Origin of the sequence: Peribacillus sp. FSL R5-0717, from assembly GCF_038002945.1 — a bacterium.
Lineage (GTDB): Bacteria > Bacillota > Bacilli > Bacillales > DSM-1321 > Peribacillus > Peribacillus frigoritolerans.
The window spans coordinates 2,179,234-2,195,295 of the sequence record NZ_JBBOOF010000001.1; the positions used below are offsets into that span (position 1 = coordinate 2,179,234).

Annotated in this window: 15 protein-coding genes and 1 riboswitch; of the genes, 5 read left to right on the plus strand and 10 right to left on the minus strand. The window is 42.8% G+C overall.

Features of this window, described 5'->3' with window-relative positions; all coding sequences use genetic code 11:
- Positions 1–68 precede the first annotated feature (68 nt).
- Positions 69–203 carry a YuzL family protein gene (locus NYE65_RS10690; protein ID WP_072273724.1) on the plus strand — a complete coding sequence of 45 codons (135 nt, stop codon included), beginning with the start codon at positions 69–71 and terminating at the stop codon, positions 201–203.
- Positions 204–252: 49 nt separating this feature from the next.
- Here NYE65_RS10690 and NYE65_RS10695 read toward each other — a convergent pair whose 3' ends face one another.
- Positions 253–1,170 carry a proline dehydrogenase gene (locus NYE65_RS10695; protein ID WP_328177766.1) on the minus strand — a complete coding sequence of 306 codons (918 nt, stop codon included), beginning with the start codon at positions 1,168–1,170 and terminating at the stop codon, positions 253–255.
- A 148-nt stretch (positions 1,171–1,318) separates the two neighbouring features.
- Between NYE65_RS10695 and NYE65_RS10700 the strand changes: the two genes are divergently transcribed.
- Together NYE65_RS10700 and NYE65_RS10705 are read left to right on the plus strand one after the other, a co-directional pair.
- Positions 1,319–1,597 (plus strand): hypothetical protein, encoded by a 279-nt coding sequence (locus tag NYE65_RS10700; protein ID WP_034310108.1) that lies wholly within the window; start codon positions 1,319–1,321, stop codon positions 1,595–1,597.
- Positions 1,598–1,610: 13 nt separating this feature from the next.
- Positions 1,611–1,946 (plus strand): spore coat protein, encoded by a 336-nt coding sequence (locus NYE65_RS10705; RefSeq protein ID WP_063574745.1) that lies wholly within the window; start codon positions 1,611–1,613, stop codon positions 1,944–1,946.
- Positions 1,947–2,028: 82 nt separating this feature from the next.
- Here NYE65_RS10705 and NYE65_RS10710 read toward each other — a convergent pair whose 3' ends face one another.
- The 5 genes from NYE65_RS10710 to NYE65_RS10730 all read right to left on the minus strand — a co-directional run bounded on the left by NYE65_RS10710 (position 2,029) and on the right by NYE65_RS10730 (position 6,851).
- Positions 2,029–3,201, minus strand: a complete 1,173-nt coding sequence (locus tag NYE65_RS10710) for an FtsW/RodA/SpoVE family cell cycle protein (protein WP_034310104.1) — start codon at positions 3,199–3,201, stop codon at positions 2,029–2,031.
- A 146-nt stretch (positions 3,202–3,347) separates the two neighbouring features.
- The gene (locus NYE65_RS10715; protein ID WP_106027060.1) at positions 3,348–4,229 is read right to left on the minus strand and encodes a metal ABC transporter permease; all 882 of its coding nucleotides are present in this window, start codon (positions 4,227–4,229) and stop codon (positions 3,348–3,350) included.
- A complete protein-coding gene (locus NYE65_RS10720; protein ID WP_340860913.1) occupies positions 4,226–5,149 on the minus strand; it encodes a metal ABC transporter permease in 924 nt (307 codons plus the stop codon). The genes NYE65_RS10715 and NYE65_RS10720 overlap by 4 nt, the downstream gene beginning before the upstream one ends.
- 10 nt (positions 5,150–5,159) lie before the next feature.
- A complete protein-coding gene (locus NYE65_RS10725; protein ID WP_034310095.1) occupies positions 5,160–5,915 on the minus strand; it encodes a metal ABC transporter ATP-binding protein in 756 nt (251 codons plus the stop codon).
- Between the two features lie 12 nt (positions 5,916–5,927).
- Positions 5,928–6,851 carry a metal ABC transporter solute-binding protein, Zn/Mn family gene (locus tag NYE65_RS10730; RefSeq protein ID WP_253350095.1) on the minus strand — a complete coding sequence of 308 codons (924 nt, stop codon included), beginning with the start codon at positions 6,849–6,851 and terminating at the stop codon, positions 5,928–5,930.
- A 628-nt stretch (positions 6,852–7,479) separates the two neighbouring features.
- Between NYE65_RS10730 and NYE65_RS10735 the strand changes: the two genes are divergently transcribed.
- Positions 7,480–8,442 (plus strand): LacI family DNA-binding transcriptional regulator, encoded by a 963-nt coding sequence (locus NYE65_RS10735; protein WP_063574740.1) that lies wholly within the window; start codon positions 7,480–7,482, stop codon positions 8,440–8,442.
- A gap of 257 nt (positions 8,443–8,699) precedes the next feature.
- Positions 8,700–8,885, plus strand: a riboswitch (Lysine riboswitch).
- 97 nt (positions 8,886–8,982) lie between these two features.
- Positions 8,983–10,434 (plus strand): amino acid permease, encoded by a 1,452-nt coding sequence (locus NYE65_RS10740; protein WP_048688168.1) that lies wholly within the window; start codon positions 8,983–8,985, stop codon positions 10,432–10,434.
- Positions 10,435–10,483: 49 nt separating this feature from the next.
- Here NYE65_RS10740 and NYE65_RS10745 read toward each other — a convergent pair whose 3' ends face one another.
- From NYE65_RS10745 to NYE65_RS10760, 4 genes are all read right to left on the minus strand, one after another.
- Complete coding sequence (locus NYE65_RS10745) at positions 10,484–12,163, minus strand: glycoside hydrolase family 13 protein (RefSeq protein ID WP_340860914.1); 1,680 nt, start codon at positions 12,161–12,163, stop codon at positions 10,484–10,486.
- Positions 12,164–12,247: 84 nt separating this feature from the next.
- Positions 12,248–13,330, minus strand: a complete 1,083-nt coding sequence (locus NYE65_RS10750) for a Ger(x)C family spore germination protein (protein ID WP_340860915.1) — start codon at positions 13,328–13,330, stop codon at positions 12,248–12,250.
- Positions 13,327–14,427, minus strand: coding sequence for a GerAB/ArcD/ProY family transporter (locus NYE65_RS10755; protein WP_340860916.1), 1,101 nt, complete (start codon positions 14,425–14,427; stop codon positions 13,327–13,329). Before NYE65_RS10755 ends, NYE65_RS10750 begins: the two co-directional genes overlap by 4 nt.
- 24 nt (positions 14,428–14,451) lie before the next feature.
- On the minus strand, positions 14,452–15,960 hold the full coding sequence (locus tag NYE65_RS10760) for a spore germination protein (protein WP_328134506.1): 1,509 nt from the start codon (positions 15,958–15,960) through the stop codon (positions 14,452–14,454).
- Positions 15,961–16,062: the final 102 nt, after the last annotated feature.

Consider the following 16,062-nt stretch of genomic DNA (forward strand, 5'->3'; position numbering starts at 1 on the left):
TTTCTCCGCATTCTTTCGGTTATTTCTCCTCCGTTCAGTAAAAAATAACCGGGCAGGAGGTGACTTATATAATGAAGCGTAAAGATAATCCTTCTAAAGCAGCCGTGAGTGCAGCAAGTGTTAAAGGCAATGCCGGCCCTGGCGCTGAACGTCAACATGGAATCAATAAAGTGAACAGCCAGAACAATCAGTTCAAAAGATAATCCTTCTTGATTTGAGCAGCCGTCCCTTTTCCAGGGCGGCTCTCGCTTCCTATTTCTTGAATAGGCCTTTTAAAACGAAAGCAATATTGGCCGGCCTCTCCGCAAGGCGGCGCATGAAATATCCATACCAATCCGTACCATAAGGAACATACACCCTTACCTTATATCCTTCTTTAGCAAGTTCAAGCTGCTTTTCAGTGCGGATGCCATATAACATTTGAAATTCAAATGAATCCCGGGGTATTCCCTGATCTTTGACTAGGTCCCTCGTATAATCAATGATACTATCATCATGTGTGGCAACGGCTGTGTAATTTCCATTTTGCATATGCTTCTTGATGATTTTCTTGAAATTCTCATCGACATCTTTTTTTTCAGGAAAAGCCACGTCCCTTGGTTCTTTATAAGCCCCTTTAACAAGTCTTAAATTCGGATGGTATGCATCCAGCTCTTCAATATCCCTCTCAGTACGATACAGATAAGCTTGAATGACAGTCCCCAATTCATTATATTCAGACTTAAGGGTTTTGAATACATCCAAAGTCGGCTGACAGCGCGGAAAATCTTCCATATCAAGCGTCACGAAAACTCGATGGGCTCTAGCTTCATCCAAGATTCTCCGCATGTTATTCATTACAACTTGTTCGGACACATCTAAGCCCATCGATGTCAGCTTCAGGGATAACTGTGAATCCAGTTCATTTGTGCCAATCATCCGGATGGCTTCGATGCACTCTTCTGCCATCTTCCCTGCTTCTTGTTCATCTTCAATGAATTCACCCAAATAATCAATGGTGACAGCAAGCCCCTTCCGGTTAAGTTCAGCAATCACATCACATGCCATATCCAAGGATTCTCCTGCCACAAAGCGAGATGCACCAAACCGCAGCCCGTATTTTTTCGCTGCCTGTGTCATAGCTTTATTCTTTGATAAAAAAAGGAATAGATTTTTCAAAATCCTTTCCATCTGCATTCCCCTCCAAATCATTTTGGAAAATAGATGCACAAGATTATTTTACCATTTAATTCATTTTTCAGATATTTAGAATCAAGAATAAAAAATTTCATGAAGGGAAAATTAAGCCCGATTAAAGAACACATAAGGAGGTAGAATGATGGAACAGCAAAATTCGTTTAATAGCCAACAGCAGTCGACCGGCTTTATGAAACAGCCGCCGGAGATGGTTTCGGTGAAAGATAGCTTATACTTAACCGATATGCTTGCATGGAATCTGAATGCGGTTAAAAAAGCACATTTTTTTGCCACACAATGTAAGGACCCGCAAATCATTGATGCGTTAAATCGGTGCGGACTCATGCATCAACGCCATTACGATACCATTTTGAAACATTTGAACCCGGACCAAAATCAGAGTCAACAACAATATCAATAAAGGAGGGTTCTTGATGCCCAATGAAAACAAAGTCCAAAACCCTGAATCTCCCGTGGCAAAAACACCGCAAATGAATGACAGGGATTTTATAAATGATATGCTCACAACTGAAAAGTACTTTTGTAACTCCCTTTCCGTTGCCCTGCATGAAATGAGCAATCAAGCATTATTCCAAGACATTTTCTCCATTTCCAAAGAAAATCAGGAGATGCAGCGTGAACTCTATAACCTTATGTTCGAAAAAGGCTGGTATAGTTTAGAAAAGGCGCAAGCTTCCAGCTTAAGCCAATCGCATCAACAATTTTCCGGTTATAAAAATCAATTTCCATCTGGAACGAACATTCAATAAACAAACATTCAGGGGGGGTGATTCTGCTCCTTTTGTTTTTTTGCTACAAATAAAGCCGGCCCATCGGGGGCCAGCTTTATTATTAGATATCCGTGGAAAACATATACTTCTTATAGTGATACCGAATACTGAATATTAAGCCCATCGCCATCATGTTCCCCATGAGCGAGCTTCCTCCATAACTGACAAATGGAAGCGGAATCCCCGTAATCGGCAAAAGGCCTACAGTCATGCCGATATTTTGAAACACGTGGAACGTCAACATGCTTATAACGCCAACACAGATATATGTATAGAAGTTATTTTTCGTGTCCATTCCAGTTTTTGTTATGTGGTAAATCAATAGGAAAAACAAGGAAATGATGATGCTTGATCCGATGAAGCCGAATTCTTCTCCGATGATGCTGAAAATGAAATCCGAATGACTCTCGGGCAAATACACTTCCCTTGAACCGATTCCCTTTCCTGTGGTCTGGCCGGAGCCTATGGCCAGTAAGGATTTGGTTAAGTGATACCCTTCGGAGCTGGCATAATTATATGGATCCAGCCAAGAATAGATACGGCCGAATTGATAAGATTTTACCCCTAGGTATTTTTCCAGGATTTCCGGCTTCCAAAGTACAAAGTACAGGACCGTGGAAGCGACGACAACTCCTCCCGAAACGATCGGCAGCAGGATCTTCCATGATACCCCTGATATGAAAATCATTCCGAGCATGATTGACATGATGACAAGCGAGGTGCCCAAATCAGGCTGTTGCATGATTAACAATAAAGGGGCACCGGTCACAAGACCGATTTTAATAAGCAGCCAGATATCCGTTTGAATCGTTTTCAGCGTGTTTTTGAGATGATGGTTCGATATGACATTCGCTAAAGCCAGGATCAGGAAAACCTTCATGAATTCCGATGGCTGAATCGAACCGATTCCCGGAATGATGAACCAACTTTTCGCACCATTCCGGACAGGAACGATGCTTTCCGGCATAATGATCAGCAAAAAAAGTAAAAATAATCCGAAGCCATAAGCGTACCAAGAGATTTTCTTCAACTGGTCTGAATCCAGTGTGATGAACCCTAATACGATTCCTATCCCCACTATATACCAAAAAATTTGTTTTATTAAGAAGTTTTCAGCGTACTGTCCAGTCGTTTGGGCACTATAGATTGCCAGGCAGCTTCCAACGCATAATAACAGCAATATTGTGACCAAAGAAAAATCTATTCGAGATGAAAATTTATTTTGTTCTTCCATACTAAACTCTCCCTTAAAAAGGCTCCTGCGATACATCTATAAATACACTTATTCATTATACTTTAAACAAATAAAATCACAACTATATAGAAGAATAGTTTACAGGCTTCATGGAGTTATTTCCATGAAGCCTGCAGGCATGGGAGCTATGCGTGTGATTCCTTTGATTTTCTCCGTTTCAGCAATAGGCTGACCAATCCATTGCCTGGGGAGAAGAGAAAGGCCAATCCGAATAATATGGCGGCCGACCCCACCATGCAACCTGATATCGAGGCATCCAAAATGGTGGCTGAATAGTAGCCGATGACGGAACTTAGCCCCCCGACCCCGATACTGACCAATATCATGCGGCTTAAACGGTCTGACAGCAGATAGGCCGTTGCCGCAGGTATGATGAGCATTCCAACTACTAAAATGGAACCTACACTATCAAAAGAAGCAACAGTTGTCAGTGAAATGAGGCTCATCAATAAGTAATGAAAGAACAGTACAGGAATTCCCATCGCGGCAGCAAGTGCTGGATCAAATGAAACGAGTTTAAACTGTTTGAAGAAAAGGAAAATCAGTATGAGGTTCAGGATAAAACAACTGCCGACTATCCAAACAGCTTTTGGTCCAGCCTCGATTCCCCCGATTGTCATCGTGTTCCACGGAGTATAGGCTATTTCCCCATAAAGGACATGTTCCAGGTCAAAATCTATTTGTTGCGTGTACAAGCTCACAAGTACGATCCCCGTTGCAAAAAGGGAAGTAAATACAATCCCGATAGCAGCGTCGGATTGAACGCCCGACGATTGGAAAAGCTGGATCAAGAACACGGTAAGCAAGCCTAGCGCAGCAGCCCCGATCAGCATTGGAACCGAATCACGGGTTCCGGTTATTAAAAATGCCAATACGATTCCCGGCAAAACGGAATGACTGATTGCATCCCCAATCAACGTCATTTTCCTGACTATCAAAAAACACCCTAATACACTGCAAGAACCCGCCACTAATGCTCCGACTAAGATAATCCAAAAATCATTCATGATGAGTGGCTCCCTTTCCTTCTATCCTGTTCGAGAGAATATTTCTTTTTCGTCGAAACCCTTCTCCATATAGATGAAAGCACTCCGCGTTTAGGTGCAAAAAGCATGGAAAAGAAAAACCATACCGTCGCGGATAAGACAATTAACGGTCCTGTCGGCAAATCATTGACAGATGTACTGATCAACGTTCCAGACACACCGCTCAACATTCCGAATATACCAGACAGGATGACCATGATATGCAGGCGCTCCGTCCAATATCTTGCGGATACCGCAGGCGTTATCAGTAAAGATGCCATCAATACGACGCCTACAGCCTGGATACCGATCACTACAGCCGCCACGATCAGCATCATGATGAAATAATCCAGAAAAACCACCGGCAATCCCATCCCCTTAGCAAACCCGGAATCAAAGGACAGTAATTTGAATTCTTTAAAAAATACGGTACAAGTGAAAATGAGAATGAAGGAAACCGTCATCATCATATATACATCGGACATGACCATTGACGCCGTCTGTCCGAATAAAAAGGTATCCAATCCACTCTGGTTTCCATACTCGCTCTGCTGGATTTGCGTAAGCATCACAATTCCGAAACCAAAGAAAGAAGATAAGACGATTCCCAAGGCCGCATCCTGCTTGATCTTACTGTATCTCGTAAGCACACTGATCAAGAAGACAGCGACTAAGCCAGCCAGGGCGGCACCTATCAAAAAGTAGGAAGTGGATTTCACTCCAGTTAACATGAAGGCGACACAGATACCGGGTAACGCTGCATGTGCGAGCGTGTCGCCAAGCAAAGACTGCTTTCTGAGGTAGGCAAAGCTGCCGATGACCCCGCTGCTTAATCCGAGGAACATCGTGCCAAGCAATATCCACCTTGTATTTGGATCGGTGATAATGTCCATTATATTCATCGTGTACACCTCATTTTAATAAAAGGCCGGACTTTGTGTCTGATAGTATCGCTAGGCGGCCTCCATATGTTGCCTGTAGGTATTCGGGAATGAACACTTCTTCTGTCGGACCTATTTTCATCACCTTCTTATTCAATAACATCGTCCAGTCGAAATATTCCTTCACGGTGGATAGGTCATGGTGCACAACCAGAACGGTTTTGCCTTTTTCCTTCAATTCCATCAACAATTGTATGATCGCTTTCTCTGTTGCGGCATCCACCCCTACGAACGGTTCATCCATAAAATAAATATCCGCTTCCTGTGCCAATGCACGGGCCAGGAATATCCGTTGCTGCTGTCCGCCTGATAGCTGGCTGATCTGGCGGTTTGCGTATTCAGCCATCCCCACCTTCTCCAGGCACTCCATCCCCTTCTGCCTTTCGGACTTCCCTGGTCGCCTCAGCCATCCGAGATGACCATATCTGCCCATCATCACGACATCAAGTGCGTTGGTCGGAAAATCCCAATCCACTGACTCCCGCTGTGGTACATAGCCGATACTCTTCCTCATCGATTTATAAGTAGAGCCCTTGATCGTGATGTGCCCCGATATTTTCGGGATCAATTCGAGTATCCCCTTTATCAAAGTGGACTTCCCTGCTCCATTTGGGCCTATGATTCCGATTAAATTCCCCTCCGGCACCTCAAATGAGACATCTTCGACAACCGGCTTCTTATGATAAGCAATCGTTAAATTCTCGACCTTCAAAGCTGCTTGATTCATAGTTTCTCCCCCCTATTTCAAAGCACGGACGATGGTGTCCGTGTTATGACGGACCATTCCGATATACGTTCCTTCTTCCGTCCCTCTTTCACCCATGGCATCCGAGAACAATTCACCGCCGATTTCCACTTTGTGGCCCTGCTTACCTGCTCCTTGAATGACAGCCTCGATGGCCTTCCTCGGTACGCTTGACTCTATGAAAATCGCTTTTATTTTGTTCTCCACAAGATAGTTCCGCATATCCGTCACATCTTTCGATCCATATTCCGATAATGTATTGATCCCTTGGAGCCCTCTTACGTCCAGGCCATATGACTGCCCGTAGTACCCAAAAGCATCATGTGCCGTAACGAGCACCCGTTGGTCTTCTGGCACTTTATTGATTTCCTCATGGACATATTTATCAAGTTCCTCCAATTGCAGAACGTACTCCTCATAATTTTCACGATACTCCGCTTCATGGTCCGGGTCCTTGGCAATCAATTCTTTCTTAACTGCCTCCGCCGCAACGATCCAAAGCTTTACATCAAACCATACGTGGGGATCATGCTCCGTTGCACCCACTTTGCGAAGTTGGTTCTCCTTGAAGTCTTCCGTTACGGCAATCGTCGGTTTATCCTTGCTCATCATTTCAAATATATCCGTCATTTTCCCTTCAAGATGCAATCCGTTATAAAAAATCATATCAGCCGAATCCAATGTCTTCACATCACCCTGCGTCGCTTTATATAGATGGGGGTCGACTCCCGGTCCCATTAAACTTGTGACCTCGACATGTTTACCGCCGATATTCTCAACCAAATCCCCAATCATTCCCGTTGTTGTAACGACATCCAGCTTGCCATTGCCATTATCGCTTTCGGCCGTATCATTGCCGCACCCCGTTAAAACCAGCAATGCAGCAAGCACGCCTCCAATAGATTTAAGAAAACCCATCCATATTCCCTCCCTTTTTCATCTTTCTAAAATAGTTTGCCATGAGCAAAATTAAGTGTAAATTTTTTTCATTGTCGTAAACGCTAAAAAGTTTCCTCTACACAACTTATTTTATACTATACACAAATATACAAAAAAAGTGCAACTATTTTTAAACATTTCAAAAAGGCGAATGACTTTTACACACAGCAAAAACTGTCAGGAGGCTCCACTAGGCAGCTCTGACAGTCAGTCATTCCGTATGATGAAATTATATTTATATTGTGGAGTTTTACTGGTGAACATAACTAGGGGGAGCTATTTCTGGACGACGTGAAATTCACGAGTAAACGCAGTTTCCACGCATAAAGCCGCGGACTTCTTGACGGGCATTGCCACTCATTTCTCCTGTTTCAAGGAAATGGCCAAGTACGCAAATCCCAATTCGATTCCGCAAAGCAAAAACAGGGTGATTAAAGTTTGGAACATCATGATTTCCTCCTCCTCTAAGACTTAGACCAATCTTAAAGGATGAAACCAATACCATAACAAGACCCTATTTGAAGAAATCTTCAGCAGTCCCCACTGTTCCCTTGCCCTGAAATGGGTTTCATACTGTACAATATAAAAAAAGAAAAACGGTGATACCATGACAAATATTAAAGAAATAGCTCAATGTGCTGGTGTATCTGTCTCTACAGTGTCTCGTGTATTGAATGATCATCCTTATGTAAGCCCCGATAAAAGAAAGAGCGTCCTAGAAGCGATCAATCGTTTGAATTATACGAGAAACATCAACGCCATCCATCTTTCAAAAGGGAAAACCAACCTTATCGGCGTCATCATCCCCTTCAACAATCACCCATATTACGGGGCAATCGTTAACGGAATCACAAAACAGGCAAATGCAATTGGCTGTCATATCGTCATCTTTCAAACAAATTATGACAGGGAGAAAGAGATCCAGGCTTTTAATATGCTGCAAATGAAGCAGCTCGATGGCATTATCGTTTGTTCAAGGATTTCGGAAATGAAAATCCTCTTGGATTATCAAAAATACGGACCGATTATTTTATGTGAAGATACCGCCCAGGCTGAATTCTCATCCATCAGCATTGATCATTATGCAGCTTTCTCCTGTGCCCTTGAGTACGTGATTGCTAAAGGATATAAGAAAATCGGATACAGCCTCGGCCGTAAAAAGAGCAGAAACAGTTCCCATCGTACAAAGGCCTTTAACGATATCATGAGTAAACATCAACTGATTAACAATAAAGAATGGCTGTTTGAAGGCAGTTATCACATTAAGGACGGTGAACAATTGTTTCAGGAATGGAATTCGATGATGGATAAACCTGAAGCCATCATCATCACGAATGATGACACGGCGGCGGGCTTCATTCTTACCGCTAAGAAATTGGGTATAAGGGTACCGGAAGATGTGGCCATTCTCGGCTTCAATAATGATAGCCTTGGCGAAATGCTCGACATCACGACCATTTCCTTACCGCTGGAATGGATCGGGAAAATGGCAGTGGATCTCTTTGAGAATCCTGAAGAGGTCAAACATGTAAAACTGGACTACGCCCTAATAAAAAGGAAAACCGTTTAGTTATCAGGATGTGCTATATTTTGGTACATCGTCACTTGATTCTTCCTTACTGCCATCATTCATTAACTAGGAAAAAATAACCACATAAAATAATCATTGCGATATCCCAGAAGTTATTTTATAATTTTGATATAGTAAAGTTTACTCAATTACTAGCAATCTATTAGCGATTGCATGAATTTCATGAGTACAGTCGTACGACGTCACCTACAAGCTGACGCCAACGATTTTAGAAAATTGAATACTTCCTCATTTACCGATGAGTTAGAGGCTGCAGCTTATAAAAGTAAAACGGACGAGATTCTGGAAAATTAAAGACTCCGTTTGAAAGGATAAGTTGCCGAAGTTAGGGTATATTCCATGTATATTCTCGCTGGCGGTGTTACCGAACAGGAACACCACTGTCACGTTTTTTCAAAAAAGCGTGGGGAGCTATCTTCGGAAGGATAAACGGGTTTATTATAAACAGCCGTCGATCTTTTTCGACTGCTGTTTTTTTTATTTTTCGTTCCCTTCCAATAAAAAGGAGTGTAACATCAATTGTCAAATTCACAATCACCATCAAGCCCTACTGAACTGAAAAGGAGCCTGAAAGCGCGTCATTTAATGATGATTTCATTAGGTGGAACGATTGGAACAGGTTTATTTTTAGCTAGTGGCGGGGCCATTCATTCAGCCGGTCCAGGCGGTGCCTTGGTGGCATACGCGGTCATCGGCATCATGGTTTATTACTTAATGACAAGTCTTGCAGAAATGGCGGCGTTCATGCCAGTGGCCGGTTCATTCCGGGTCTATGCATCCAAATTCGTCGATCCGTCTTTCGGTTTTGCGATTGGTTGGAACTACTGGTATAACTGGGCAATCACCATTGCCGCCGAATTGGCAGCCGTTGTCTTAATTATGAAGTTCTGGTTCCCGGATAGCCCTTCATTTATCTGGAGTGCCATTGCGTTAATCACTATGTTTCTTATCAATTACATGTCCGTTAAAGGTTTCGGGGAAACAGAATTCTGGTTTGCCATGATCAAGGTCGTGACAGTCGTCATTTTCTTGATCACGGGTGTTCTGATCATTCTCGGAATCATGGGTGGGAATGACCCAATCGGTTTTTCCAATTTCACAATGGGCGAAGGTCCCTTTAATGGAGGGTTCTTCACGATTCTAGGCGTATTCATGGCTGCCGGCTTTTCATTCCAAGGAACGGAATTGCTTGGAGTGACTGCTGGTGAAAGTGAAGATCCAGAAAAAAATATCCCTAAAGCGATCAGATCCGTTTTCTGGCGCATCCTCTTGTTCTATATCCTTGCAATTTTCGTTATTGGAATGATCATTCCGTTTACGGATTCACGTTTATTGAGTCAAGATGTTGCCGTAAGTCCATTCACGCTTGTATTTGAACGGGCCGGCCTTGCATTTGCTGCATCCATCATGAACGCGATCATTTTATCATCCGTACTCTCTGCCGGTAACTCTGGCATGTATGCTTCAACCCGTATGTTATGGGACTTGGCACGTGATGGGAAAGCACCGAAATTCCTAGGTAAGTTAGATAAAAGAGGAGTGCCCGTGAATGCACTTATCGTGACTTCCTTAGTTGGCTGTGTTGCATTCTTAGCTTCATTTTTCGGGGACGGCGTCGTTTATATCTGGTTATTGAATGCTTCAGGCATGGCAGGATTCGTCACCTGGGTAGGGATTGCAATTGCCCATTATCGATTCCGCAAAGCTTATGCAGCTCAAGGCCTTGATATGAATGCTTTACCATTCCGGGCAAAAGGCTTCCCATTCGGACCTATATTCGCGCTTGTCCTTTGTATTATCATTATCATCGGACAAGGCTATCAGGCTTTCAGCAGTGATGGGATCGACTGGAATTCAATGTTCGTTTCCTACATTGGCTTGATTCTATTTTTCGTCCTATGGTTCGGCTATAAAATTAAGCATAAAACGAAAATCATTCCGCTAGAGGAATGTGACCTTAAATCAAAATAATACGCAAAGGACCTGTTCTTCCCTAACCGGAGAAGGACAGGTCCTTTTTTCATTTCAAATGATAAACACGGCATTCATATGGTTGCAGGGGTTTGCTGGAGATTCCTTCTTCCTCCTGACCATAATTGCCGATCAGCTTTATGGCAGAATATGCATGCAGCTCTTCAGGCAAAGTATAAGAGGCCTGCTCTTCTTTAAAGTTGCATAGCACCAATAACTTCTCTTCCTCAAACGATCTCGTGTAGGCAAATATTCGTTCATCATCCGGCAACAGCAGTTCAAAACGGCCATAAACGACGATATCATGTTCCTTGCGCAGTTGGATAAGCTTTTTATAAAAATGAAAAATGGAATTCGGATCATTATAAGCCTTTTCTGCATTAATCTCGGGAAAATTGGGATTAACCTTAATCCAAGGGGTCCCGTTCGTGAATCCTGCGTTCCGGGAGTCATTCCACTGAATCGGTGTCCTCGCATTATCCCGGCTGCGGGCGTGGATGGCTGACATCATCCGCTCTTTTGACCAGCCATGTGAATGGACGAGTTCGTCATATGAATTCAATGTTTCGATATCCCGGTATTCATCGATGCTTTCAAATGCAACATTGGTCATGCCCAGCTCTTCCCCTTGATATATATAAGGTGTACCTTGCAGCATATGAAGACAAGCGGCAAGCATCTTTGCGCTTTCAATACGATACTTTCCATCATTACCAAACCTCGAGACAACCCGGGGCTGATCATGGTTGTTCCAGTATAAACTGTTCCAGCCATCCCTCTCCAAACCAGTCTGCCACTTGGAGAGGATTCGCTTTAAATCGGTTAGCTTCCATTTATCGTTACTCCATTTCCCTTCTGGCCCCCTCCCCAAATCCATATGTTCGAATTGAAAGACCATATGTAGCTCACCACGATCTTTACCTGTGAACAATTGCGCTTCCTCCGGCGTGACGCCTGGCATCTCCCCAACCGTAATCACGTCATGTCCAGAAAGGGCCCGTTGATTGATTTCCTGCAAAAACTCATGTATGCGCGGGCCATTCAGGAAAAAGGGGCTTCCATCACCATACTGTTTCTCATGATGAACGGCTCCATCTGAGTAACTTTGATCTTTTGAAAGGAAATTGATGACATCCATCCGGAAGCCATCGACACCCTTATCCAGCCACCAAGTCATGATGCTGTAGACTTCTTCACGTACCTTAGGGTTCTCCCAGTTTAAATCCGGTTGTTTCCTGCTGAATAAATGTAAATAATATTCATCGGTTCTTTCATCATATTCCCATGCTGAACCTTTAAAAATCGACTCCCAATTATTTGGCTCATTTCCATTCCTGCCAGGTTTCCAAATATAATAATCGCGTTTCGGATTATCTTTTGAGGATCGGGATTCCTCGAACCACGGATGTTCATCTGAAGAATGATTGACCACCAGGTCCATCATGATCTTCATTCCACGTTCATGAACGGCCTTCAACAACCTATCGAAATCAGCCATGGTCCCGAATTCAGTCATGATTGCTTTATAATCACTGATATCGTACCCATTGTCATCATTGGGAGATTGATAAACTGGGGATAGCCATATCACGTTCACACCCAGCTCTTGTAAATAATCGAGCTTCATCAAAATCCCGTTTATATCACCAATACCATCGCCATCACTATCCATAAAACTCCTTGGATACACTTGATACACAACTGCCTCTTTCCACCATGCTTTGTCCATGCTTTTCCCCCTTTTTAGCCGCATTGACACAATCCTTACACCAATACCCTATTATAAAGGGGGAAACTCCAGAATATTCTACTTTTATTCAGCTATTCCCGTTTGAATCATTTCAATATCCAGATCGACCTCGATTGGAATATCGGGATATGTCTCCTCCCAATGCTTTTGATCAAAATTTCTTGTTTTACTTTTAGCATGATCACCGAGTGCAAGCGGATCTATATGGTTCTCCTGAAACATGGTTACCATCTCATTTAATTTTTTACCAATGACCCGCTCGGCCCTGGCCTCTATTTTATTCAGGTCGACCTCTTTGCCCAAGTCATAGCCTTGGACCTCTAGCAGACTCGCTTTCATTTTCACTTCAATCCTGACCTTAGGGTCTTGATTTGCATTCGAAATATGATAATGGACACGTGACTCCACGTTATTGATATCGGTAAAGTCATTTTCCTTCCATTTAATTTCATAACTCCCCAGCTTAAAATTTTCACTAAGGACCTTATATAAGAAGCCTTCTTCATAAGGTATATATTTACCAATATAACGATCCTTTTTAAACAAGGCGATTCCCCTTACCCGTATTTGATCTCCTGTAGTTTCCAATAAGGGCAAGACCGGATCGATCCCGTTACCATGACACGCATATAAATACCTGTGAAGGTCTACATCAGGCAAATTGGTCCTTATATTCTGTTCGATCAGTTCCTTCACTTGAACCCCTGGAGTTTTAATCAACTTCGGCTCCATTTTAACTACATCCTCCGCTTTGCCATGAACGACCGCTAAATACAAATCCCTTCCCACCATTGGGTTACGCCTATATGTATCGACATAATCATTCAATCCCTTACTTGCCAATTCCTCACCATATAGAGTGACTGTCAGTCTCCCGCCGACAATCGGGTATGGTGTTTTTGCATTTTCCTGCTGGCGGGCCGCCTTTATATCATGGGAGTCCGCTTCATATACTTCTTTTCCCAGATCTGCTTCCTCCCCAGGCTGGGGAACGCTGACAACGACCGTACCCTTGATTTTCTTGTCTCCGGCATCATCATAACCTACGACTTCAGCAATTAATATATCTTCTAATATTTGCTTTTCCACGCCGCAAGCCGCCATCAAAAAGCTTGCTAATGTTATCAAGAGAAGTTTGATTGTCATGATTTATGCCCCCTGACTTTATAGACGATCGACTGCCATATGAATAAGAGAGGAAGATACAAATAAACGATATAAAAACCAATTTGCGAACTGACCGTGTTAAACTTATCGATCCTATAGCGGTTATCCAAAAAAATGCAGAAAACCAAGATGATGATCAGGATGAGAACCATCATCTTTTTTTGTCTAAATCCGAACACTCTTTTCGCTGTCCTGCTTGCTGCCCAAACCCCTAGGCAAACATTCGGCAGCACCATGAACAGCCAAACGGAAATCCCTATGTATTCGAACCTTTCAATGAATGGAAGGTCTACAATTTTCCATAACGTCAAAGTTGCCCAAATTACATCTTTCAGCTGATCTTGATGATAGTAGGCTAATGAAACAAGGATGGATACTACATATATCACCATAGTGAACAACGCCCCTAAGTGGGCCCACTTTTTAGATTTTTCACGATTTTTAATGAAAGGATAATAAATGAGGATTAATTCAAAACCAAGGTAATTCAGGGTCATTTTCTTACAGGCCTTCATGATTTCCAAAAGGGAATGATCAAGAAAAGGACCCAAATTTTCAAAGTGGGCGTACTTCAAAGGGAAATAATTCAAAAGGAATAATGGCGATGCGATTATAAGGCCGATTATGCAAAAACCGGTAATGACCCTGAAACCTCCCTCCACAAAGTTATACACGAGAATAAGAATGATGGTTATCAGCATTAGGACATTGACACCAGGGAACATCCAAACCTGAATGACTTCTAAATAAGTCCTGATAAGAATGATGGAAATCATGATAAAGTAGAAGATGAATAAAATATTGAAAGCATTCCCCACCCATTTACCAAACAAATCCTTGTGGATGGCAACCAAATCAAGAGTTTGGGGGCCCCTGCCCAAAAGCTTGAAACACATCCAAAGCAGAACATTTATGATCAATCCTGATATCAGGACCGATATCCATGCGTCTTGGCCAGCCTCTTTCGCTATGATCCGTTCAAACCCCAATATCCCTACTCCAATCTGCATGCCGGGCATGAGGAAAAAAACAAAAAATGGAGATATTTGTTTTGTTTCATTTGGTTTGACTTCCATTCCTTCTCACCGCTTTCTACTTCCTTATTCATCGATATCATTACGGGGGTTTCGTTTTTCCGCCTCTTTCCTTATCCTTAGTGGATTTTCCGTCCGCAGAAACTGCGGGCGTTTTTTCTGCTTTGAAAAAGGGAGGCGAATCAGACTATCTTTAAAGTCATGAATTCTTAACGGGTACAGCGGGTCTAAATAAGGACTGCCAAGCGAAGTCAATTTCAATAAATGACTTAAAATGAATGCACTGCATAAAGCTATTCCAAACAGTCCGTATAACTGGGCAGCAATTAGAAAGGGAAAGCGGATAAGGCGAATCGTATTGCTGATTTGGTAAATCGGCACCGTAAATGAAGCCAAGGCAGCCAAAGCGACAAGCATCAACAAGACATTACTGACAAATCCCGCTTCCACAGCGGCTGTACCGATGACTATACCGCCAACAATACCGATGGTGGAGCCAACCTTGGCAGGCAGCCTGACCGCCGCTTCCCTCAGCAATTCGATCGTCCCTTCCAGCACGATCGCTTCCAAGATCGGCGGAAAAGGGATCACTCCCCTTGATGATATTAAGATTGGCAGCAAATCCGTTGGGATCACTTGATAATGATAGGTTAAAACGGCCACATACAAAGGTGATGACAAAACGGAAAACAGAACGGCGAAAAGCCGAATCAAACGGAATGAAGTGCCGAGATTCCAAATTTGAAAATAATCTTCAAATGACGAGAAGAATGAAATGATGGTATTGGGACCAACCAATGCATGAGGAGATCCATCCAGCATGATCCCTATTTTCCCTTCCGATAATACACTGGCCAGATGATCAGGCCGCTCCGTATCAATCAATTGCGGGAACATAGAATTCCGATTATCCGTGATCATCTGGCTTACGAACGAAATATCGACGATTGTATCATATTCTATATCTTCTATTCTCTGTATGACCGTCTTGATGATCTGTTGATTTACCACCCCATCTATGTAGAGTACCGCTATCCTTGTTTGCGAAATGCTCCCGACCCTAAATTCCTTGGACTGCAATTCAGGAGTGGGCAACCGGTTACGGATCAGATTCAAATTCGAATCAAGCGATTCAACAAACGCCTCCTTGGATCCAACGACCGTATACTCTGACTCAGGTGTGGAAATTTGCCTTTTCACACTGTGAACACACGGAATGAGCAAACACATTTCATCATCTTGCTTGTATTGAATCATGATCGATCCTGCCAAAACCAATCTTTGAATGTCTTTTAAATCAGCCGTCAATTTCATATCTTCCATCGGAATATCGCCTTTTAGTTGCTTAAGGACCTTCTTTGGCTGATTCGACATGACCGCCAATACTTGTTCATGGAGCTGTTGTACACTGACCAGTGAATTGAAGTAGGAGATGATATAGCCATCATCATTCGGGAATTGGAAGGTAAGGAAATCATCAGATGCTTTAAACTTTTTAAGGAGTTCCTGAAAATCCTTGGAAGTAACCTGAAATGATCCTGAATCCATTTCCCTCTTGCCCTTAAATAACCTCACCACCCCACCCCCCATACAAGTTTTTCGTTCATTCGATTATTGTAACCACCCTATTTAAAGTTAGTCATGTTCCACAGATATCTTAAAAATAGGAAAAGACCT